This window comes from Azospirillum sp. TSH58, from assembly GCF_003119115.1.
Taxonomy (GTDB): Bacteria; Pseudomonadota; Alphaproteobacteria; order Azospirillales; family Azospirillaceae; genus Azospirillum.
Genome location: NZ_CP022369.1, coordinates 532,168 through 552,047, shown reverse-complemented (window position 1 = coordinate 552,047; position 19,880 = coordinate 532,168). Strand labels below are relative to the sequence as shown.

Here is a 19,880-nt window from a genome sequence, read left to right as displayed (position 1 = left end):
GATGCTGTGGGGCAGGAAGGTCCGATGAACGGCATTCCCAACATCCGGCATTTGCGGGCCTTCCGCGAGGTGGCGCGGCGCGGCAGCATCAGCCAGGCGGCGGAGCATGTGCATCTGTCCCAGCCCGCCATCACCCAGGCCATCGCCAAGCTGGAGGAGGAGGTCGGCACCCCCCTGTTCGAGCGGCGGCCGGACGGCATGGCGGTGTCCGCCATGGGCGTGCTGTTCCTCGACCGCGTGGAGCGCGCGCTGGACCGCCTGCGCACCGGCACGCGCGAGGCCGTCCGCATCGGCGGGCGCAAGGGCGGCCTGCGCGGTGTGGCGGATTTCGACCAGCTGCTGACGGCGGCGCAGATCCGGGCGCTGGCCGCGGTCGCCGACGCCGGCAATTTCAGCCTCGCGGCGCGCACCGTCGGCATCTCGCAACCCACCCTGCACCGCGCCGCCCGCGATCTGGAGCGGCTGGCGGGCATGGCGCTGTTCGCGCGGACGGCCGCCGGCATCGCGCTGACCCCCGCCGCCAAGGCGCTGGTCCAGCATGTGAAACTGGCGATCACCGAGCTGGAGCAGGGATTCGCGGAGGTCGGCGAGGGGCTGGGCGGCGACACCGCCCGCATCGTCGTCGGCAGCATGCCGCTGTCGCGCCCCTTCATCCTTCCGACCGCCGTCAACGCGCTGGTGCGCGAGCGTCCGGACGTCCAGTTCGACGTGCTCGACGGCCCCTACGACGACCTGCTGCACGGGCTGCGCCACGGCGAGATCGACGTGCTGATCGGCGCGCTGCGCGACCCGCTGCCCATCGACGACGTCGTGCAGGAACCCCTGTTCGAGGACCCGCTGGTCGTGGTCGCGCGCGCCTTCCACCCGCTGTCCCGCCGGCCCAAGCTGACGCTGGAGGAACTGGCGGGGTGCCAGTGGGTGGTCCCGCGCCGCGGCACGCCGACGCGCGACCGGTTCGAGGCGCTGTTCGCCGCGGCCCCGCCGCGCGGGCTGGTCGAGACCAGCTCCCAGATTCTGGTGCGCGGCCTGCTGCTGGGCAGCGACCGCCTGACCCTGATCTCGGCGCACCAGATCCGCCACGAGCATGAGCTGGGGTTGCTGGTCATCCTGCCCGTCGAACTGGCCAACACCGAGCGCACCATCGGCCTCACCGTGCGCCGGGGGTGGCGCCCGACCGGGACGCAGGCGCATTTCCTCGACCTGCTGCGCGAGGCCGGCACGCAGGCCGTCTCGCCGGTCCCGCGCCCCTGAGCGGCCATTCAAAAGGCGCGCGGAGCGTTATTCAAAAAATGGATAGGATGGTCCGTCATTGAATGGCGCCGCGGGCCGGTCGGCGTGCTAGCCATGCCCATGCGCGGGAGGCGGACTCCCGGCGCGCGAACGGGTGGAGGCGGCGATGACGGTGCGGGATCGGAGGACGGCGAAGGTGGCCTTCATCGGCTTCGGGGAGGCGGCGTCGGCCTTCCGGTCCGGCTGGCGGAGCGCCGGGCTGGCGGAAGCGGTCGCCGCCTTCGACATCAAGACCGGGTCCGCCGACGCGGCGGTGCGCGCCCGCAAATGGGCGGATTACGCGACGGCGGATGTGACCGGCGCGGAACGGGTGGAGGACACTCTGGCCGGGGCCGCGCTGGTCTTCTCGCTGGTCACCGCCGATCAGGCGCAGGCCGCCGCCCGCGACGCCGCCGCCCATCTCGCCCCCGGCGCCTTGTTCTTCGACGGCAATTCCTGCGCGCCCGGCACCAAGCGGGAATCGGCGCAGGCGGTCGAGGCGGCCGGCGGGCGCTACGTCGATCTGGCGGTGATGGCGCCGGTCCATCCGAAGCTCCACAAGACTCCGCTGCTGGTCGCCGGCCCGCACGCCGCCGAGGCCCTGGCCGCCCTGTCCGCCCTGGAGATGAACGCGAAGGAGGCGCCGGGGCCGGTCGGCACCGCCTCCTCCATCAAGATGATCCGCAGCGTCATGATGAAGGGGCTGGAGGCGCTGTTCCTCGAATGCGTTCTGGCCGGGCGAAAGGCCGGGGTGGACGAGGTGGTGCTGGACTCCCTGGACGTCACCTATCCCGGTTTCGGCTTCAAGGAGCGCGCCGCCTACATGCAGGAGCGCGTCATGACCCACGGCGTCCGCCGCGCCGCCGAGATGCGCGAGGTCGCGCGCACCGTCGACGAGCTGGGGCTGGCCGGCGGCATGGCCCGCGCCGCCGTCGACTGGCAGCAGCGCGTCGGCGATCTGACGCTCGACGCCCGCGCCATCGGGGAGGGCGATTACCGGGCGCTCGCCGACGCCATTCTGGCGCGGCTCGAACCAGCGGAACGGTGAGAAACCGCCCGCTCCACCCGGCCAATTCTACCCGGCCCGCGCCTCGCGCCGGAAGGCGGCCGGCGTCTTCCCGGTCAGCCTCTTGAAGACGCGGTTGAAATAGCCGGGGTCCTGAAAGCCCAGCTCATAGGCGATCATCGACACCGGTGCCGCGATGTAGACCAGACGGCGCTTGGCTTCGAGCAGCAGGCGGTCCTGCACCACCTCGAAGGCGGAGCGGCCGGCGAGATGCCGGCACAGGCGGTTCAGCCGCGATTCCGTGATCCCCAGCGCGTCCGCGTAGCGTGGGATCGGCCAATGTTCGGTGAAGCGCTGCTCGACCAGGGCGCGGAAGCGGGCGAACAGTTCGGTGCGCACGCGCTCCGCCGGGTCGGCGCCGGCCGCCGCCGCGCGCTGGCGCTCCAGCAGCAGCAACACGCCGCGCAGCAGCCACTCGCACATCGCCGACCGGCCGAGCTGCGGCCAGCGGAACTCCGTCATCAGCTGGTCGAGCAGCGCGGAGACGCGCCCCGCCGCCGCCGGGGCGTCGGTGAAATCGATCAGGCAGGGGCGCAGGAACAGCGCCTCGAACAGCGGCCGGCTCTGCGCGCTGGCTCCATCGAACAGCATCACCTCCGCCACCGTCAGCACATAGCCATGGCTGCCCGGCCGGAACTGGAAGGAATGCACCACAGCCGGCGGAACGACGATCACGCAGGGGGCCGCGACCTCGGCCACCCGGTCGTCGATCTGCACGCGCGCCCCGCCGTCGAGCACCGCCACCAGCTGGAACAGCCCGCGGTGGGTGTGGGAGCCGATGCCCCAGTCGTAGAGGCGGCTGCGGCTCTCGATGTCCTCGATGTGGATGAATTCGGCGTCGGTGAGCCGGGCCTCCTCGCCGTAGAGCGCGAACAACGGCACCGCACCGGAAGGCGTCCGCGCCGGCCCCTCCGCATCCTGCTCCATGCCGTCCTCCCCCGCGCCTTCGTTTGTCGGAAAAGTACAATTTTCCTTCCGCTTCGTCCATTCCGCGGCGGGGCCGAACCCGTCTAGGATGCAATTGTTCGCGACCGCAACGGTTCGCGTCAATCCAAACCAAAAACCGCCAATTGGCCGCCCGCTGCCGCGGGTGTCGGAGGACTGCGCCCGATGTTTCGTTTCGATCCCTACTCCCCGGCCGTCGACGCCGACCCGTTTCCTTTCTACAAGACCTTGCGCGACGAGCATCCCTGCTTCTGGAGCGAGGAGGCCAACATGTGGGTGCTGTCGCGCTACGACGACATCGTCACCGCGCTGAACGACTGGGAAACCTATTCTTCGGCCAAGGGCAACCTGATGGACGAGATGCCCAACCGCGCCGGCAACACGCTGGGCACCACCGATCCGCCCCGCCACGACCGCCTGCGCAGCATCGTCCAGTTCGCCTTCACCAAGAAGGCGGTGGAGGGACTGACCGAACCGGTGCGCGCCTCGGCCAACCGGGCGCTCGACGCCGTGCAGGGGGAGAAGACCTTCGACTTCGTCGGCGACGTCTCCAGCAAGGTCACCGTGGACGTGCTGTTCGGCCTGTTCAACCTGCCGCGCGAGAACGAGCGGATGGTGCGCGACAAGGCCGTGCTGATGGTGCAGTCCGATCCCCGCACCCGCCAGAAGGGGCCGGAGCATCTCGCCGCCTTCCAGTGGATGAGCGAATACGCCAAGGAGCTGGTGGAGCTGCGCAAGCGCGAGCCCGGCGACGACCTGATCACCGCCCTGATCCAGGCCGAGGTCGCCGGCGAGAAGCTGGCCGACCGCGAGGTGCAGATGACCATCACCACGCTGATCATGGCCGGCATCGAATCCCTGTCGGGCTTCCTCGCGATGTTCGCCCTGAACCTCGCCGACCACGCCGACGCGCGCCGCCGGCTCGCCGCCAACCCGGCGCTGATCCCCGACGCCATCGAGGAATCGCTGCGCTTCAACACCTCGGCCCAGCGCTTCCGCCGCTGCCTGCAGAAGGACGTCGAGCTGCACGGCCAGACGATGCGCGCCGGCGATTTCGTCTGCCTCGCCTACGGGTCGGGGAACCGCGACGAACGGCGCTTTGCCAACGCCCACCTCTACGACATCGACCGCAAGCCGAAGGGGCATCTGGGATTCGGCGGCGGCGTCCACGCCTGCCTCGGCACCGCCTTCGCCCGTCTGGCCGCCCGCGTCGCCTGCGAGGAATTCCTGAAGCGCGTGCCGGAGTTCGTCCGGGTGCAGGACCAGCTCCCCTGGATGCCCTCCACCACCTTCCGCAGCCCGACCCGTCTGGAACTGGCGGTCGGCTGACCACCTGGGACGACGGCGCGGCCGGGGGACGGGCCCCGGCCGCGCCACGACGCGCAACACGGTTTTTCAAAGGAAGTTTCGGCCATGGCGAAGGTCACCTTCATCGAGCACGACGGCCTGGAGCAGGTCGTGGACATCCCGACCGGCTGGACCCTGATGCAGGGCGCGGTGCAAAGCGGCGTCGCCGGCATCGAGGGCGAGTGCGGCGGCTCCTGCGCCTGCGCGACCTGCCACTGCTACGTGGACGAGGCGCATGTCGACGCCCTGCCGCCGCCCAGCGAGACGGAGGAGGAGATGCTCGACTGCACGGCGTCGGAGCGGCGGAGCAACAGCCGCCTGTCCTGCCAGATCCGGGTGAGCGACGCGCTGGACGGCATCGTGATCCGCCTGCCGGAGGCCCAGAGCTGATGGGCGGCCCGGCGCAGTCGGAGCCCGCGGACGCGGGAATGGTCATCGTCGGGGCAGGGCAGGGCGGGCTGCAGGTCGCCGAATCCCTGCGCGCCGAGGGCTATGACGGTCCCATCACGCTGATCGGCGAGGAGGCGTCGGCCCCCTACCACCGGCCGCCGCTGTCCAAGGCGATTCTCGCCGGCATGATGGAGGAGGCGCAGCTCGCCATCCGCGGCGCCGAGGTCTTCGAACGGCAGCGCATCGCCCTGCTCACCGGCACGCGCGTCGTCGCCATCGACCGCCCGGCCCGCCAGGTGCGCCTGGAGGACGGGCGCCGCCTGGGCTATCGCGGGCTGGCGCTGGCCACCGGCGCGCGGGTGCGCCGTCTGCCGATCACCGGTGATGGGCTGGACGGCGTTTTGGGCCTGCGGTCGCTGGACGACGCCCGGCGGATACGCGCGGCGCTCGACCGGGCGGCGCGGGTGGTGGTGATCGGCGGCGGCTACATCGGGCTGGAGGTCGCGGCGGCGGCGCGGAAGCGCGGCCTGGAGGTGACCATCCTGGAGGCGGCCGACCGGCTGCTCGCCCGCTCGGCGACGCCGTTCCTGGCGGGCTTCTACGCCGATCTGCACCGCGGCCAGGGCGTGACGGTCGCGCTGGGGGCCAAGGTGGTCGGGCTGGACGGGCAGGGCGGCCGCGTCACCGCCGTGCGCACCGCCGACGGGCGGACGCATCCGGCGGATCTGGTGGTCGTCGGCGTCGGAATCGTCCCCGACACGGCGCTGGCCGAAGGCTGCGGGCTGGCGTGCGACGGCGGCGTCCTGGTGGACGACTGCGCCCGCACCGACGATCCGGCCATCGTCGCGGTCGGCGACTGCACGGCCCGGCGCACCAGCTCTGGGGCCTTGCTGCGGCTGGAGTCGGTCCAGAACGCCGTCGAGCAGGGCAAGTCGGCCGCCGCCGCGCTGCTGGGGCGGGAGCGTCCCTTCACGGCGGCGCCCTGGTTCTGGTCCGATCAGTATGACGTGAAGCTGCAGATCGTCGGGCTGTCCGCCGATCACGACCGGATGGCGCTGCGCGGTTCGCCGGAGGAACGCCGCTTCTCGGCCTTCTATTTCCGTGAGGGCGCGCTGGTCGCCATCGATTCCGTCAACCGCCCGGCGGACCATATGGCGGGCCGCAAGCTGCTGGACCGCAAGGCCGCCCTGACGCCCGAACAGGCCGCCGACGAGGGCTTTCCGCTGGCGTCCCTGACCCGGTGATCGACCAGACGGCAAGCAAAAACAGGCCGGTGCAGCGCGCGCTGCACCGGCCTTGCGCTTATGGCCCCCGCCCGCCGGGGAACGCGGCGGCGGACGGGGGCCATCGGCGGCGGTTTCCCGATCAGGCCGCGCTTTCCAGCACCAGCAGGCCGGCCCCGGTGTTGGAGATCGGGATGTGGTAGTTGCTGTGGACCTTCGAGACCCTCTTGCCCAGCGCGCCGCGCATGATCAGCCAGAGGATCAGCTCCGCCCCCTGGGCGCCGGCCAGCCGGACCAGATCGTGGATGGAGTATTTCGCCAGCGCCTCCGGCTCGTCGACGATCTTCTCAAGGCACATCAGGTCGAAGTCCTTGTTGATGAAGCCCGCCCGCTCGCCGTCGAGCTGGTGCGACAGGCCGCCGGTGCCCAGCACGACCACCTTCAGGTCCTTGGGGTAGGAGGCCACCGCGCGGCCGATGGCCTCGCCCAGCTTCAGGCAGCGCGCCGGAGTCGGCAGCGGGTGCTGCACCGTGTTGACCGCCACCGGGATGGTGCGGACGGGCCGCTGCGTCTGGTCGGGCCACAGCAGGGCCATCGGCACGGTGAAGCCGTGGTCCACCGCCATCTCCTGGCAGGAGCAGATGTCGAACTCGTCGTTCACCAGCGATTCGATGATGTGCCAGGACAGCTCCGGATCGCCGGGGTAGGGCGGCAGCGGCTTCAGGCCCCAGCCCTCGTCCTTGTTCTGGTACTCGGGGGCCGCGCCGATGGAGAAGGTCGGCATCTTGTCGAGGAAGAAGTTCAGCCCGTGGTCGTTGTAGACCACGATGGCCACGTCCGGCTTGACCTCGGCCAGCCAGTCGCGGGCCTTGGGATAGCCGTCGAAGAACGGCTTCCAATAGGGGTCCTCGAACAGTTCGTTGGCGATGGCGTTGCCGATCGCGGGAATGTGGGAGGTGGTGACGCCACCGACGATCTTGGCCATGGTCTCAGTTCCCCGCCGCCTTGAGCTTCGCCTTGAATTCCTCGACCGTCATGCCGGTCTGCTGCGCGCCGATGTCCTGGACGTTCAGGCCGAGCATGCCGATGAACTTGGCGAGGTAGTAGATGTTGCCGCCCGCCGCGAGCAGGGCCAGGGCGTTGCGGTCCTTGACGGCCTTCTTCTGCTCGTCGTTCAGGCCGAACTTGGCGCAGTAGGCGTCCTCGTCGGCCAGGAACTCCTGCCGGGCCGCCGCCTCGTTGAACGAGTAGCACATCTTGTTCAGCGGATAGCCCTTCATGGCCATCCGGCCGTCGAAGATGGTGGTGCCGGGTATCGGCTCGTGTGGCGTCGGTGCGCTCATGGTTTGTTTCCTCCGGATCGTTTCTGACTTATTCGGACCAGTAAAGCCGCATCGGGTTGTCGACGAGAAGCGCCTTCCGCTTGGCCTCGTCGGTGGCGATGCGGGGGATGACGTCGACCAGATGCCCGTCGTCGGGCATGTGCGAGGTCATGTTCGGGTGCGGCCAGTCGGTGCCCCACAGCACGCGGTCGGTGAAGCGGTCGACCAGCAGGCGGGCGAAGGGCACCACGTCGTCGTAGGACGGCGGACCCTGGACGCTCAGCCGCTCTGGGCAGCTCACCTTGCTCCAGACCTTGGGGTTCTCGGCCATCAGGGCGACGAATTTCTGGAACTGGGGGTGGTCCACGCCCTTGGCGATGTCCGGGCGGCCCATGTGGTCCACGACGATGGTGGTGGGCAGCTCGCGCAGGAAGGGCGTGAGGTCGTCCAGGTCCGGCGCCTCGAAATAGACCACGATGTGCCAGCCGAATTTGGCAATCCGGTCGGCGATGCCGAGGAAGACCTCCTTGGGCGTGGCGTCCACCAGACGCTTGACGAAGTTGAAGCGCACGCCGCGCACGCCGGCCTCGTGCAGTTCGGCCAGTTCGCCCTCGGTGATCGCGGGGCCGACCGAGGCGACGCCGCGCGCCAGCCCGTTGGAGGCCTTCAGCGCGTCGACCAGCGCCCGGTTGTCCTTGCCGTGGCAGGTCGCCTGGACGATGACGTTGCGCGCGAAGCCCAGATCGTCGCGCAGGGCGAACAGCGTTTCCTTCGGCGCGTCGCAGGGGGTGTATTTGCGCTCCGGCGCGTAGGGGAAGCGGTCGGCCGGACCGAAGACGTGGCAGTGGGCGTCCACCGCGCCGGGCGGCGGCGTGTAGGCCGGCTTGCTCGGGTTCGGGTGGAAGGGACGATAGTCGGCGTCCATGGAAGGCTCCCTTCGGGGAAAAAAGTCAGTCGGCGTAGACGGTGCCGTCGAACAGCTTGCGGGCGGTGCGCAGCAGGGCGGCGCGGGTCACCGTTCCGGACCCGTCCAGGTCGAGGACCACGGTCATCTCGCCGGTCGGATGCTCGATGCTCAGCGTCCGGGTGGCGCCGCCGGGGACCACGGCGAGCGCCGCGGCGGGGGAGCCCTCCAGCGCGCAGGCGGTGGCCACGCTGACCGCGCCGAGCACCCCGATGGAGGCGTGGCAGCGGTGCGGGATGAAGGTCCGGGTCGAGATCGCCCCGCCGTTGGCCGGCGCGCTGACCAGAGTCATCTTCGGCACCGACTTGTCCCTCACGTCGCCCAGAGTCATCAGCGGCCCGGCCTGCAGCCGGATGGACTCCAGCCGCGCCTTCAGCGCCGCGTCGGCGTCGAGTTCCTCCCGCGTCTCGTCGCCGCGCACGCCGAGGTCGGCGGCGCGCAGCAGCACCACCGGCATGCCGTTGTCGATGCAGGTGACCGGAACCCCGTCGATGACGTCCACCGCGTTGCCCGTCGGCAGCAGCGCCCCGCAGGAGGAGCCGGCGGTGTCGCGGAACTCGATGGGAATCGCCGCCGCTGTGCCGGGCACGCCGTCGATGCGCGCCTCGCCCCGGTAGGTCACCGCCCCGCCCGGCGTCGGCACGCTCGCCACCGCCACCTGCCCGGTGTTCTCCATGTGGATGGTCACCGGCGTCACGCCGTCGCGAGCGGGGACGAGGCCGCGCTCGATGGCGAAGGGGCCGACGCCGGCCAGGATGTTGCCGCAGTTCTGGGCGTCGGTGACGACGGCCTTGTCCACGAACACCTGGAGGAACAGGTAGTCGACGTCCACGCCCGGCCGTTCCGACCGGCGCACCACCGCCACCTTGGAGGTCAGCGGGTCGGCGCCGCCCATCCCGTCGATCTGGCGCGGGTCGGGCGAGCCCATCACCCGCAGCAGGAAGGCGTCGCGCGCCGCCGTGCCGGGCGGCAGGTCGTCGGCCAGGAAATACCCGCCCTTGGAGGTCCCGCCGCGCATCCACAGGCAGCGCACGCCGTCAGACATAGCGCAGCCCCTTCGCGGCGAGCGGGCCGCGCATGCCGTAGAGGTCGAGGCCGAGTTCGCCGGCGGCGAGCCGCGCCCGCTTCTCCTCCTCCTTCGCCAGCCGGTCCCGCGCCTTCGCCAGCACCCCGGCGGCCTCCTCGCGGCGGACCACGCAGACGCCGTCGTCGTCCGCGACGATCACGTCGCCGGGGTTGACCAGCGCGCCCGCGCAGACCACCGGCACGTTGACCGAGCCCAGCGTCTCCTTCACCGTGCCCTGCGCGCAGACCGCCCGCGACCAGACCGGGAAGCCCATGTCGGTCAGCGTTTTGACGTCGCGCACCCCGGCGTCGATGACCAGACCGGCGCAGCCGCGCGCCTTGGCCGAGGTCGCCAGCAGGTCGCCGAAATAACCGGCGTCCGACGGCGAGGTGGTGGCGAGCACCAGGATGTCGCCCGGCGTCACCTGCTCGATGGCGACGTGGAGCATCCAGTTGTCGGCCGGCGGGGCCAGGACGGTCACCGCCGAGGCGGCGATCTGGGCGCCGGGATAGATCGGCCGCAAGGCGGAGGACAGCAGGCCCTTGCGGCCCTGCGCCTCGTGCACGGTGGCGACGCCGCATTCGGCCAGACCGGCGATCACCGCCGGGTCGGCCCGCTCGATGGTTTGGACGACGACGTTCATCACAGCTCATCCACGGTGCGGGGATAGACCGACTGGAAGCCCTCGGCGTAGCGGGCGTTGCGCCCGCCGGCCTGCCCGCCGGAGTTGCGACGGAAGTGGTTGCCGCGGTTCTGCGCCAGGTTGGTGTAATAATCCCAGAGATGCTCCTGCCCGGCCATGCATTCGATGGCGGCGCGCTTGTTGTCCCACACCTCGGTGATGTCGAGGAAGACGTCCGGCTTCCAGCCCATCTGCTCGGTCTGGTGCGGCTCGAACAGGTAGAGCTGCGGCGCGCCGAGCACCTTCTGGCCCGGATTGTGGCCCCAGGCCTGGGCGATCATCCGGCATTCCATCAGGACCTTGGTCGCGTAGGAATGGTCGGTGTTGTAGGGGTCGTAGTGCGAGTGGCTCATCAGGAAGGCCGGCTGCACCTTGCGGATCACGTCGACGAGACGGAACTTGGCCTCGCGGTCGATCTCCAGCGGGTAGTCGCCCAGGTCGAAGAACTGGATGTCGTGGGCGTTCAGCGCCTTGGCGGCGGCCTCGGCCTCCTTGCGGCGCTCCGCCTTCACATGGTCCAGCGTGCAGCCCTCCTGCTTCCACAGCTTGGCGGACTCGCCGCGCTCGCCGTAGGACAGGCAGACGATGGTGACCTCGTAGCCCTTCTTCTGATGCAGCGCGATGGCGCCGCCGGCGCGCCACACGAAATCCGCCGAGTGGGCGCTGAGCACCAGCGCTCTTTTGTTCTGTGCCATGAATGTCCGCTCCCCAGTGTGGGCAGTCTGATTCCGATGGCCCATCATCCGCCGGTCCGACGGCAAATCCTATTTCGAACTCCCGTCCTGACCATTTGGTTTTGCTATAGGAGCTTTCTCCGTCCGGGTCTCGCGGCGGGATCTCCGGCGCAGGAAGACACCCCGAGCGGGCACGAAGATGTGCTGTCTTGCGTAATCTCATGTCGAATCATGGGTGTAGGACATACGGGGCTGTGCTTTCAGGCGCGCTGCAGCGCAATGGAACGGCCGGGTCGGGTCGGTCCCGGCGAGGGTGCCGACAGCCCGTTTCACCTCTTCGCTATTCAAAAAACAAATGGGCTCTTCGATGAACGAATTTCCTCGGCGGCGGGCGGGATGATACCCATTCGATCATGAGGGATTAAGGGGCGAGGGGCCGGACCCGCCGTTGCGGGAGGCTCGCCAGCCCGAGCAAGGGACTTCGGGAGAGGACGCGATGAGGATTTGTGTGGCGGGGGCCGCGGGCGCCTTCGGCGTGAAGCATCTGGAGGCGGTCGCCGCCATCGACGGCATCGAGGTGGTGTCGGTGGTCGGCGGCGAGCCGGACGACATCGAGGGCTTCGCCAAGGCGCGTGGCATCCCGCATTGGACCAAGGATCTGGCCGAGAGCCTGGAGCGGCCCGACGTGGAGGCGGTCATCCTGGCCACCCCGACGCCGGTGCACGCCGCGCAGGCGATCCAGTGCCTGGAGGCCGGCAAGCATGTGCTGGTGGAAATTCCCATGGCCGACAGTCTGGCCGACGCGGAGCGGCTGGTCGCGGTGCAGCGGGCCACCGGTCTGGTCGCCATGGCCGGGCACACGCGGCGCTTCAACCCCAGCCACCAGTGGATCCGCAACCGGGTCCAGGCCGGCGAGCTGACGATCCAGCAGATGGACGTGCAGACCTACTTCTTCCGCCGCTCCAACATGAACGCGCTGGGCAAGCCGCGCACCTGGACCGACCATCTGCTGTGGCACCACGCCTGCCACACGGTGGACCTGTTCCAGTACCAGACCGGCGAGGTGGCCAGCCAGGTGCACGCCCTGCAGGGGCCGACGCACCCGCAGCTCGGCATCGCCATGGACATGAGCATCGGCCTGAAGGTGCCGTCCGGGGCGATCTGCACCCTGTCGCTGTCCTTCAACAACGACGGCCCGCTGGGCACCTTCTTCCGCTACATCTGCGATAATGGGACCTACATCGCCCGCTACGACGATCTGTACGACGGCAAGGACAACAAGATCGACCTCAGCGGCCTCACCGTGTCGAACAACGGCATCGAGCTGATCGACCGCGAGTTCTTCGCCGCCATCCGCGACAAGCGCGAGCCCAACGCCAGCGTGGCGCAGTGCCTGCCGGCCATGCGGACGCTCGACCGTCTGGAAAAATCGCTGAACGCCTGATCGGGGAACGCGTCGCCGGCCCCCCGGCCCCAGCCCCAAACAGCAAGAACGCGGGACGCAAGACCAAGAAAAACGTCCTGCGAAGACCCGCCCCGAGGAGGAAACCCATGCCAACCGCGCGCAGCGTCGACGTCCAGGCCTTTCTCAACGAACACCCCTTTTCGCGATACCAGTGGCTGGTGTTCGCGCTGTGCTTCTTCATCGTCCTTCTGGACGGCTTCGACACGGCCGCCATCGGCTACATCGCCCCGTCGCTGACGACGGAATGGGGCATCGCGCGGCCGGCGCTGGCGCCGGTGCTGAGCGCGGCGCTGTTCGGGCTGGCCTTCGGCGCCCTGTCCGCCGGGCCTCTGGCCGACCGCTTCGGCCGCAAGGCGATCCTGATCGGCTCGGTGCTGGTCATCGGCACCGCCTGTCTGGCCTCCGCCTTCTCGGGCAACCTGGACCAGCTCGTCATGCTGCGCTTCGTCACCGGCCTCGGGCTGGGGGCGGCGATGCCCAACGCCGTCACGCTGATGAGCGAATACTGCCCCGAGGGGCGGCGGGCCATGGTCACCAACGCCATGTTCTGCGGCTTCCCGCTCGGCGCGGCCTTCGGCGGCTTCCTCGCCGCCTGGATGATCCCGCTGTGGGGCTGGCGCAGCGTGCTGGTGCTGGGCGGGATCGCGCCGCTGGTCCTGGCGGCGGTGCTGCTGGTCCTGCTGCCGGAATCGGTCCGCTACATGGTCGCCCACAACCACCCGGTGGAGCGCATCCGCGCCGTGCTGCGCCGCATCTCCGAGACGGCGGCCGGGGCGGCCAGCTTCGTGATGACCGAGAAGGCCCCGGCCACCAAGGCGCGGAACGGCATCGCGGTCGTGCTGTCGCGCGGTTATCTGGTCGGCTCGGTGATGCTGTGGGTCGCCTATTTCATGGGGCTGGTCATCTTCTACGCGCTGATCAACTGGATGCCGATCCTGTTCAAGGACGCCGGGCTGCCGCCGCGCGACGCCGCGCTGATCGCCGCGCTGTTCCCGCTGGGCGGCGTCGGGGCCATCCTGTCGGGCTGGCTGATGGACCGCTTCAACGCCAACCGGATCATCGCCTTCGGCTTCGTGCTGACCTACGGCGCCGTCTACGCCATCGGGCAGGTCGCCGGGAATGTCGGGCTGCTGGTGGTCACGGTCTTCGCGGCGGGCACCATCATGAACACCGCCCAGACCTCGCTGCCGGCGCTGGCGGCCAGCTTCTACCCGACCCACGGGCGGGCCACCGGCGTGGCCTGGATGCTGGGGCTGGGCCGCTTCGGCGGGATCGGCGGCTCGTTCCTGGTGGCCGAGCTGGCGCGCCAGCAACTGGACTTCACCAGCATCTTCGCGATCGTCGCCGTTCCCGGGCTGGTCGCCGCCCTGGCCCTGCTGGTCAAGCAGTTCGTCCATCCCGAGGACCGGTCGAGCGGCACGGGGCGGACCGTCGAAGCCCTGGGGCATTGAGTTTTACTATAGCCGGTCCACAGGCTTTGCCGCCCGGCACCGGCAGCCGCCGTTTCGCGTGAACATGCCGCACTGCAAAAGCGCCCCGGACGTTATTCAAAAAACGAATGGGGCCTTCGCCCAACGAATGAGCGCAGCGCTGCGATCACTGATAATCATGCCGAGGTGACGGTATCGGCGGCCAGCGGGTCCGGCCCCGGCGAACGCCAAGACGCCCCCAAGCAACGCCCCCCAATCAACGACAAAAAAGCACGGGGGCTTTCAAAACGAGGAGGAAACATGTCCGGAACATTTCGCAAGGCCCTGCTGGGCACGGCTTTCCTGTGCGCCTTAAACGCCGGTTCGGCCTGGGCCGACACGATCAAGGTCGGGGTGATCGCGCCGTTCTCCGGCCCCTTCGCCACGGTCGGCCAGACCTTCAAGCAGGCCATCGAGGTCTATCAGGCCCAACACGGCAAGACGGTCGCCGGCAACACGGTGGAGTTCGTCTACAAGGACCTCGACCAGGCCAACCCGGCGCAGAGCAAGGCCCTGGCCCAGGAGCTGGTGGTCAAGGAGAAGGTCGGCTACCTCGCTGGATTCTTCTTCACGCCGGACGCGCTGGCCGTCGCCCCGCTGATCGACGAGGCGAACATCCCCTGCGTGATCTTCAACGCCGCGACATCGGCCATCACCGAGAAGTCGCCGCGCTACGTCCGCACCTCCTTCACCCTGTGGCAGAACACCGTGCCGCTGGCCGAGCATGTGGCCAAGCAGGGCATCCGCAAGGTGGCCACGGCGGTCAGCGACTACGGCCCCGGCATCGACGGCGAAACCGCCTTCAAGCAGACCTTCGAGAAGTCCGGCGGCAAGGTGGTCGACAGCATCCGCATGCCGCTGAAGTCCACCGACTTCGCCCCCTTCATGCAGCGCATCAAGGACTCCGGGGCGGAGGCCATCTACGCCTTCCTGCCCGCCGGCCCGACGACGCTGGGCTTCGCCCGGGCCTTCAGCGACACCGGCCTGAAGGCGGCGGGGATCAAATTCTTCGGCCCCGGCGACATCACGCAGGAGCCGGACCTGCCGGTGCTCGGCGACGCGGCGGTCGGCATCACCACGACCTTCAACTACAGCCAGGCCCACGATTCCGACCTGAACCGCCGGTTCCTCGCCAAGCACAGGGAGCTGTTCGGCGCGTCCGACATCGTCACCTTCACCTCGGTCGGCGCCTATGACGGCGCGCACGTGATCTACCGCATGGTCGAGGCGACGGGCGGCAAGAGCGACGGGGCGAAGGCGGTGGAGGCGGTCAAGGGCATGGCCTGGGAAAGCCCGCGTGGCCCGGTGCGGATCGACCCCGAGTCCCGGCACGTCACCCAGACCATCTATCTGCGCGTGACCGAGCGCAAGGACGGCCGGCTGCAGAACACCGAGGTCGCCGGATTCCCCGACCAGCCCGATTACGGCTTCAAGGCCGGCAAGTAGGACCATGACGGCCCCTGTCCCGCGATGGGACGGGGGCTTGTCCGCGCTGGAGTTCCTGATGGAAACGCTTTTCGGCATCGTGGTGGACGGGGTCACCTACGGGATGATCCTGTTCATCATCTCCGTCGGCCTGTCGGTCACGCTCGGCCTGATGCGCGTGGTCAACCTCGCGCACGGCGCCTTCGCCATGGTCGCCGGCTACGTCGCCTCCTACGCCGCGCAGGGGCTGGGCCTGCCCTACGCCGTGGGTCTGGTGGCGGCGATCCTGTTCACCGTGCTCGCCACGCTGCCTCTGGAAAAGCTGCTGTACCGGCGCATCTACGGCTCCGCCAACGAGCTGGCCCAGGTGCTGCTGACCATCGGCCTGACCTTCGTCATCGTCGCCGGGATCAACTACCTGTTCGGCCCCACGCTGAAGCGCATCCCGCTGCCCGACGCGCTGCTCGGCACCGTGGCGATCGGGCCGAAGTCGATCCCGGTGCACCGCGCCTTCGTCATCGCCATGGGGGCGGCGACCGTGCTGGGCCTGTGGTGGCTGCTGGAGCGCACCGATTTCGGCATCAAGCTGCGCGCCGCCGTGGACGACCCGAACATGGCCGCCGCGCTGGGCATCCGGACGGAGCGCCTCTACACCGCGACCTTCGCGCTGGGCACCGGGCTGGCGGCGCTGGGCGGCGTGCTGGGGGCGGAGCTGCTGCCGCTGGAGCCCTATTACGCCATCCGCTACATCGTCCTGTTCCTGGCGGTGGTCGCCGTCGGCGGGGCGGGCAACATCCTCGGCTTGGCCGCCGCCGCCCTGGCGCTCGGCATCGTCGACACCGCGGGCAAGTACCTGATTCCCAGCTTCGGCGAGTTCTTCTTCTACGCCGCGCTGATCCTGATCCTGTTCCGCTGGCCGCACGGCTTCTTCCAGGGGAGGGCGGCCTGATGGGCGGACGTCACATGGGTCACATGGGCGCGGTGGCCACCGGGCAGACCCCGCAGGCCGCCGCCCGCGCGCCCCGGCTCCGCCGGGCGCTCGGCGGTGCCGTGGTGCCGCTGCTCGCCGCCGCCGGTCTGGCGGCCTTCTGGCTGTTCCCCAACGACCTCGGCCTGATGACGCGCATCGCCGCGACGGCGCTCTACGTCCTGTCGCTCGACCTCGTGCTCGGCTTCGGCGGCATCGCCACGCTGGGGCAGGCGGCGATGTTCGGCAGCGGGGCCTACGCCGCCGGCATCGCCGCGGTGCATCTGGTGAACGACCCGCTCGTCCTGCTGGCCGTCGGCGGACTGGCCGGCGGTCTGGTCGCCCTGGTCACCGGCGCGCTGATCCTGCACGCGCGCGGCCTGACGCTGCTGATGCTGACCATCGCCGTGGTGCAGATCGTCCAGGAGGTGGTCAACAAGGCGCGCGACCTCACCGGGGGCAGCGACGGCCTGTCGGGCATCGAGCCCAGCCCGCTGTTCGGCCTGTTCCGCTTCGACATGTTCGGGCGCACCTCCTACCTGTTCGCGCTGGCGGTGCTTCTGGTCGGCTTCCTGGTGGCGCGGCGCATCGTCCGCTCGCCCTTCGGGCTGGCCTGCCGGGGCGTGAAGGAGGACCCGCTGCGCGTCGCCGCCCTGGGCGGTTCGCCGCGCCGCTATCTGGTCACGCTCTACGCCGTCGCCGGGGTGTTCGCCGGGGTGGCCGGGGCGCTGACCGCGGTGACCAGCGGCATCGTCGGGCTGGACAGCGTCAGCTTCTCCTGGTCGGCGGAGGCGCTGGTCATGCTGGTGCTCGGCGGCGCCGGGCGGCTCGTCGGCGCCGTCATCGGCACGGTGGCCTTCATGACCATCCATCACGTCATGGCCGCGATCGACCCCTTCCACTGGATGCTGTTCATCGGCCTGTTCCTGATGGGCACGGTGCTGTTCCTGCCGGGGGGGATCGCCTCGCTCGCCGACCGCTTCATCAAGGGGAACCGGACATGACCGCGCTTCTCGACGTCAAGGGGCTGAGCAAGAACTTCGACGGCTTGCAGGTGTCGGCCGACATCACCCTGGCGCTCCATCCCGGCGAGCGCTGCGCCCTGATCGGGCCGAACGGGGCGGGCAAGACGACCTTCGTCAATCTGGTGACCGGCGTGCTGGCGCCGAGTTCCGGCACCATCCGGCTGGCCGGGCAGGACGTCACCCGTCTGTCGGCCCAGGCGCGGGTGCGCCTCGGGCTGATCCGCTCCTTCCAGGTGGCCCGGCTGTTCCGCTCGATGACGGTGCGCGAGCATCTGGAGCTGGCCGTTCTGGAGCGCGAGCGGAAGACCTTCCGCGTCTTCGCCTCGGTCCGGCGCACGCCGGGGCTGGCCGATGAGGTGGCGGGCCTGCTCGACGGCATGGGTCTGGTCCCGGTGGCGGACACCGCCGTCGGGGCGCTGGCCTACGGGCAGCAGCGTCTTCTGGAGATCGCGCTGGCGCTTGCCCTGAAGCCCAAGCTCCTGATCCTCGACGAGCCGGCGGCCGGCGTGCCGCATTCGGAAAGCCACCGCATCCTCGACGCGCTGGACCGCCTGCCGGCCGATCTGGCCGTGCTGATGATCGAGCACGACATGGATCTGGTCTTCCGCTTCGCCAAGCGCATCGTCGTTCTGGCGCAGGGACGCCTGCTGTGCAGCGGCACGGCGAAGGAGATCGCCACCGATCCGCGCGTCCGCGAGGTCTATCTGGGGAGCCGGGCCAATGCGCCGCACTGAAGGAACGCTGGAGATCGCCGGCCTGACCGCCGGCTACGGCGACACCCGCATCGTCGAAGGCCTGTCCTTCACCGTGCCGGCCGGCGGGCGGCTGGCCCTGCTGGGCCGCAACGGCATGGGCAAGACCACGACGCTGGCCACCCTGGTCGGGCAGACGACGCGGCACGCCGGCAGCATCCGGCTGGACGGCGTCGAGCTGACCGGCCTCGATTCCTCGGCACGGGCGGCGGCCGGTCTGGGCTATGTGCCGCAGACGCGCGACATCTTCCGCTCACTGACGGTGGAGGAGAATCTGGTCACCGGTCTGAAGGGCCGGCCGCGCTCCGCCCTGGAGGAGGCCTACGCGCTGTTTCCCCGCCTGAAGGAGCGGCGGGGCAACGGCGGGGGCGCGCTCTCCGGCGGCGAGCAGCAGATGCTGTCCGTCGCCCGCGCCCTGCTCGGCCGGCCGACCGTACTGCTGCTCGACGAGCCGCTGGAGGGCCTGGCTCCGGTGATCTGCGACCAGCTGATGCAGGCGCTGGCGCAGCTGACCATCACGCTGATCCTGGTGGAGCAACAGGTGGACCGCGCCCTGGACTTCGCGCAGGGGGTGGTGATCCTCGAACGCGGGCGGGTGGCGCATGAGGGGGCCGCCGCCGATCTGCGGGACGACCACGCCCTCATGGAGCGGCACCTCGGCGTCGCGCTCGCGGCGTGAGGACCGCCGTCAGCGTCAGTCGGCGCTGACGGTCCGGTCCGCCGGGCCCGTGCCGACGATGCGGACCCACAGGTCCTGCCAAGCTGCCTGGGACGCGTCACGGGGAGTCTGGAAGGACTCCACCGGCCCCACCAGCCTCCCCGCCGGGTCGACGACGGCCCGGATGCCCCAGAAGCCCAGCGACGAGACGCCCGGCATGCCGTAGCGATGGTCGAGGGCCTGCACCAGCGTGCGCCCGGACTCCAGCGGCTGCTCGCGCCAGATGAGGCTGTCCATCGAGAACCAGCGGAAGACCTCGGCCTCCGGCGTCGCGGCGACCGCCTCGATGGCCGGCGAGCGGCCCCGCTCGAAGCGCTCCCAATGGATCTTCCCGTCGCTCAGCACGGAGTGGAAGCCGACCAGCACCGCGTCCGGCGTTTCCGCCACCACCCGCCGCAGCAGCGGCTGGAACAGGGTCGGGTAGGCCGTCACCTCGGCGGTCACCTGGGCGGCGGTCACCTGGGCAGCGGTTGCCGGGGCCGTGCCGCCGACCTGCGCCCTGGCGATCGCCTCGACGCGGTCGTTGATCGCCCAGCCGCCGAGCGTGTAGGCCGACACCAGGATCAGCGCCGCACCCGCGATGTCCTGCGCCAGGGCCGCCCGCCTGCGGAGGGCGACGCCGGCCACCACCGCGGACAGCAGGATCAGGCTGTAGATCGGGTCGATGATCGGCATCGCGTTGATCGCGAAGCGCGTGTTGGTGAGCGGATACAGCCACTGCGTGCCGTAGGACGTGAAGACGTCGATCACCGGGTGGGTCATCAGCGCCAGGATGGCCAGCCAGATCCAGGCGCGCCTCGCCTCGCCGTCGCCCGACGGGCTGTCCGGGCCGTGGCGCCGGCGCTGCCAGCGCCAGACCAGCCAGCCGAGCAGCAGCCCGGCGAACGGGCCGAACAGGATCGAATGGGTCAGGCCGCGGTGATGGACCCAGTTGGCGAAGGGACCGCCGATCCAGCCGGCGGCGACGTCCAGGTCGGGGATCAGCGCGATACCGGCACCGACAGCGAGGGCGCGGCGGCCCAGCCGGCGGCGGAAGCCGGCCTGCGCGACCGTAGCCCCGAGAAGCATTTGGGTGACGGTGTCCATGATGCCCGGTCGTTGTGATGCGCTG

20 protein-coding genes are annotated in these 19,880 nt (G+C 70.0%); 12 read left to right on the top strand and 8 right to left on the bottom strand.

Going from position 1 to position 19,880, the window contains the following annotated elements; all coding sequences use genetic code 11:
* Positions 1-24 precede the first annotated feature (24 nt).
* A complete protein-coding gene (locus tag TSH58p_RS32785; RefSeq protein WP_109067871.1) occupies positions 25-1,251 on the top strand; it encodes a LysR family transcriptional regulator in 1,227 nt (408 codons plus the stop codon).
* Positions 1,252-1,396: 145 nt separating this feature from the next.
* Positions 1,397-2,317, top strand: a complete 921-nt coding sequence (locus tag TSH58p_RS32780; protein WP_109067870.1) for an NAD(P)-dependent oxidoreductase — start codon at positions 1,397-1,399, stop codon at positions 2,315-2,317.
* Between the two features lie 27 nt (positions 2,318-2,344).
* Here the strand turns inward: TSH58p_RS32780 and TSH58p_RS32775 are convergent, their stop codons facing one another.
* Positions 2,345-3,262, bottom strand: coding sequence for a helix-turn-helix domain-containing protein (locus TSH58p_RS32775; protein ID WP_109067869.1), 918 nt, complete (start codon positions 3,260-3,262; stop codon positions 2,345-2,347).
* Positions 3,263-3,445: 183 nt separating this feature from the next.
* On the opposite strand from TSH58p_RS32775, the gene TSH58p_RS32770 reads away from it, so the two are divergent.
* The 3 genes from TSH58p_RS32770 (at position 3,446) to TSH58p_RS32760 (ending at position 6,261) form a co-directional block, all read left to right on the top strand.
* Positions 3,446-4,609, top strand: a complete 1,164-nt coding sequence (locus TSH58p_RS32770) for a cytochrome P450 (RefSeq protein WP_109067868.1) — start codon at positions 3,446-3,448, stop codon at positions 4,607-4,609.
* Between the two features lie 84 nt (positions 4,610-4,693).
* A complete protein-coding gene (locus TSH58p_RS32765; protein WP_109067867.1) occupies positions 4,694-5,017 on the top strand; it encodes a 2Fe-2S iron-sulfur cluster-binding protein in 324 nt (107 codons plus the stop codon).
* Positions 5,017-6,261 (top strand): NAD(P)/FAD-dependent oxidoreductase, encoded by a 1,245-nt coding sequence (locus tag TSH58p_RS32760; protein WP_247873806.1) that lies wholly within the window; start codon positions 5,017-5,019, stop codon positions 6,259-6,261. Before TSH58p_RS32765 ends, TSH58p_RS32760 begins: the two co-directional genes overlap by 1 nt.
* Before the next feature lie 121 nt (positions 6,262-6,382).
* Here TSH58p_RS32760 and TSH58p_RS32755 read toward each other — a convergent pair whose 3' ends face one another.
* From TSH58p_RS32755 to TSH58p_RS32730, 6 genes are read right to left on the bottom strand one after another with little or no spacing between them, the layout of a single operon-like run.
* Positions 6,383-7,225 carry a class III extradiol dioxygenase family protein gene (locus tag TSH58p_RS32755; protein ID WP_109067866.1) on the bottom strand — a complete coding sequence of 281 codons (843 nt, stop codon included), beginning with the start codon at positions 7,223-7,225 and terminating at the stop codon, positions 6,383-6,385.
* 4 nt (positions 7,226-7,229) lie between these two features.
* Complete coding sequence (locus tag TSH58p_RS32750) at positions 7,230-7,583, bottom strand: protocatechuate 4,5-dioxygenase subunit alpha (protein WP_109067865.1); 354 nt, start codon at positions 7,581-7,583, stop codon at positions 7,230-7,232.
* A 28-nt stretch (positions 7,584-7,611) separates the two neighbouring features.
* Positions 7,612-8,487 (bottom strand): amidohydrolase family protein, encoded by an 876-nt coding sequence (locus TSH58p_RS32745; protein WP_109067864.1) that lies wholly within the window; start codon positions 8,485-8,487, stop codon positions 7,612-7,614.
* 25 nt (positions 8,488-8,512) lie between these two features.
* On the bottom strand, positions 8,513-9,571 hold the full coding sequence (locus TSH58p_RS32740; protein ID WP_109067863.1) for a 4-oxalomesaconate tautomerase: 1,059 nt from the start codon (positions 9,569-9,571) through the stop codon (positions 8,513-8,515).
* On the bottom strand, positions 9,564-10,235 hold the full coding sequence (locus TSH58p_RS32735) for a 4-carboxy-4-hydroxy-2-oxoadipate aldolase/oxaloacetate decarboxylase (protein WP_109067862.1): 672 nt from the start codon (positions 10,233-10,235) through the stop codon (positions 9,564-9,566). The genes TSH58p_RS32740 and TSH58p_RS32735 overlap by 8 nt, the downstream gene beginning before the upstream one ends.
* Positions 10,235-10,969 (bottom strand): PIG-L deacetylase family protein, encoded by a 735-nt coding sequence (locus TSH58p_RS32730; RefSeq protein ID WP_109067861.1) that lies wholly within the window; start codon positions 10,967-10,969, stop codon positions 10,235-10,237. The genes TSH58p_RS32735 and TSH58p_RS32730 overlap by 1 nt, the downstream gene beginning before the upstream one ends.
* 475 nt (positions 10,970-11,444) lie before the next feature.
* Between TSH58p_RS32730 and TSH58p_RS32725 the strand changes: the two genes are divergently transcribed.
* From TSH58p_RS32725 to TSH58p_RS32695, 7 genes are all read left to right on the top strand, one after another.
* Positions 11,445-12,392, top strand: a complete 948-nt coding sequence (locus TSH58p_RS32725; protein ID WP_109067860.1) for a Gfo/Idh/MocA family oxidoreductase — start codon at positions 11,445-11,447, stop codon at positions 12,390-12,392.
* Between the two features lie 107 nt (positions 12,393-12,499).
* Positions 12,500-13,864, top strand: coding sequence for an MFS transporter (locus TSH58p_RS32720; RefSeq protein WP_109067859.1), 1,365 nt, complete (start codon positions 12,500-12,502; stop codon positions 13,862-13,864).
* Positions 13,865-14,143: 279 nt separating this feature from the next.
* The gene (locus tag TSH58p_RS32715; RefSeq protein ID WP_109067858.1) at positions 14,144-15,328 is read left to right on the top strand and encodes an ABC transporter substrate-binding protein; all 1,185 of its coding nucleotides are present in this window, start codon (positions 14,144-14,146) and stop codon (positions 15,326-15,328) included.
* Positions 15,329-15,386: 58 nt separating this feature from the next.
* Positions 15,387-16,256, top strand: coding sequence for a branched-chain amino acid ABC transporter permease (locus TSH58p_RS32710; protein ID WP_109067963.1), 870 nt, complete (start codon positions 15,387-15,389; stop codon positions 16,254-16,256).
* Positions 16,257-16,279: 23 nt separating this feature from the next.
* On the top strand, positions 16,280-17,278 hold the full coding sequence (locus TSH58p_RS32705; RefSeq protein ID WP_371732470.1) for a branched-chain amino acid ABC transporter permease: 999 nt from the start codon (positions 16,280-16,282) through the stop codon (positions 17,276-17,278).
* A complete protein-coding gene (locus TSH58p_RS32700) occupies positions 17,275-18,033 on the top strand; it encodes an ABC transporter ATP-binding protein (RefSeq protein ID WP_109067857.1) in 759 nt (252 codons plus the stop codon). Before TSH58p_RS32705 ends, TSH58p_RS32700 begins: the two co-directional genes overlap by 4 nt.
* Positions 18,020-18,730, top strand: a complete 711-nt coding sequence (locus TSH58p_RS32695) for an ABC transporter ATP-binding protein (RefSeq protein WP_109067856.1) — start codon at positions 18,020-18,022, stop codon at positions 18,728-18,730. Before TSH58p_RS32700 ends, TSH58p_RS32695 begins: the two co-directional genes overlap by 14 nt.
* Positions 18,731-18,745: 15 nt before the next feature.
* Here TSH58p_RS32695 and TSH58p_RS32690 read toward each other — a convergent pair whose 3' ends face one another.
* Positions 18,746-19,855, bottom strand: a complete 1,110-nt coding sequence (locus TSH58p_RS32690) for a metal-dependent hydrolase (RefSeq protein ID WP_109067855.1) — start codon at positions 19,853-19,855, stop codon at positions 18,746-18,748.
* Positions 19,856-19,880 lie beyond the last annotated feature (25 nt).

Excerpts from the sequence above, each read along its gene's own strand:
- TSH58p_RS32785 (WP_109067871.1), top strand. The coding sequence starts at position 25 with ATGAACGGCATTCCCAACATCCGGCATTTGCGGGCCTTCCGCGAGGTG.
- TSH58p_RS32780 (WP_109067870.1), top strand. The coding sequence starts at position 1,397 with ATGACGGTGCGGGATCGGAGGACGGCGAAGGTGGCCTTCATCGGCTTC.
- TSH58p_RS32775 (WP_109067869.1), bottom strand. The coding sequence starts at position 3,262 with ATGGAGCAGGATGCGGAGGGGCCGGCGCGGACGCCTTCCGGTGCGGTG.
- TSH58p_RS32770 (WP_109067868.1), top strand. The coding sequence starts at position 3,446 with ATGTTTCGTTTCGATCCCTACTCCCCGGCCGTCGACGCCGACCCGTTT.
- TSH58p_RS32765 (WP_109067867.1), top strand. The coding sequence starts at position 4,694 with ATGGCGAAGGTCACCTTCATCGAGCACGACGGCCTGGAGCAGGTCGTG.
- TSH58p_RS32760 (WP_247873806.1), top strand. The coding sequence starts at position 5,017 with ATGGGCGGCCCGGCGCAGTCGGAGCCCGCGGACGCGGGAATGGTCATC.
- TSH58p_RS32755 (WP_109067866.1), bottom strand. The coding sequence starts at position 7,225 with ATGGCCAAGATCGTCGGTGGCGTCACCACCTCCCACATTCCCGCGATC.
- TSH58p_RS32750 (WP_109067865.1), bottom strand. The coding sequence starts at position 7,583 with ATGAGCGCACCGACGCCACACGAGCCGATACCCGGCACCACCATCTTC.
- TSH58p_RS32745 (WP_109067864.1), bottom strand. The coding sequence starts at position 8,487 with ATGGACGCCGACTATCGTCCCTTCCACCCGAACCCGAGCAAGCCGGCC.
- TSH58p_RS32740 (WP_109067863.1), bottom strand. The coding sequence starts at position 9,571 with ATGTCTGACGGCGTGCGCTGCCTGTGGATGCGCGGCGGGACCTCCAAG.
- TSH58p_RS32735 (WP_109067862.1), bottom strand. The coding sequence starts at position 10,235 with ATGAACGTCGTCGTCCAAACCATCGAGCGGGCCGACCCGGCGGTGATC.
- TSH58p_RS32730 (WP_109067861.1), bottom strand. The coding sequence starts at position 10,969 with ATGGCACAGAACAAAAGAGCGCTGGTGCTCAGCGCCCACTCGGCGGAT.
- TSH58p_RS32725 (WP_109067860.1), top strand. The coding sequence starts at position 11,445 with ATGAGGATTTGTGTGGCGGGGGCCGCGGGCGCCTTCGGCGTGAAGCAT.
- TSH58p_RS32720 (WP_109067859.1), top strand. The coding sequence starts at position 12,500 with ATGCCAACCGCGCGCAGCGTCGACGTCCAGGCCTTTCTCAACGAACAC.
- TSH58p_RS32715 (WP_109067858.1), top strand. The coding sequence starts at position 14,144 with ATGTCCGGAACATTTCGCAAGGCCCTGCTGGGCACGGCTTTCCTGTGC.
- TSH58p_RS32710 (WP_109067963.1), top strand. The coding sequence starts at position 15,387 with ATGGAAACGCTTTTCGGCATCGTGGTGGACGGGGTCACCTACGGGATG.
- TSH58p_RS32705 (WP_371732470.1), top strand. The coding sequence starts at position 16,280 with ATGGGCGCGGTGGCCACCGGGCAGACCCCGCAGGCCGCCGCCCGCGCG.
- TSH58p_RS32700 (WP_109067857.1), top strand. The coding sequence starts at position 17,275 with ATGACCGCGCTTCTCGACGTCAAGGGGCTGAGCAAGAACTTCGACGGC.
- TSH58p_RS32695 (WP_109067856.1), top strand. The coding sequence starts at position 18,020 with ATGCGCCGCACTGAAGGAACGCTGGAGATCGCCGGCCTGACCGCCGGC.
- TSH58p_RS32690 (WP_109067855.1), bottom strand. The coding sequence starts at position 19,855 with ATGGACACCGTCACCCAAATGCTTCTCGGGGCTACGGTCGCGCAGGCC.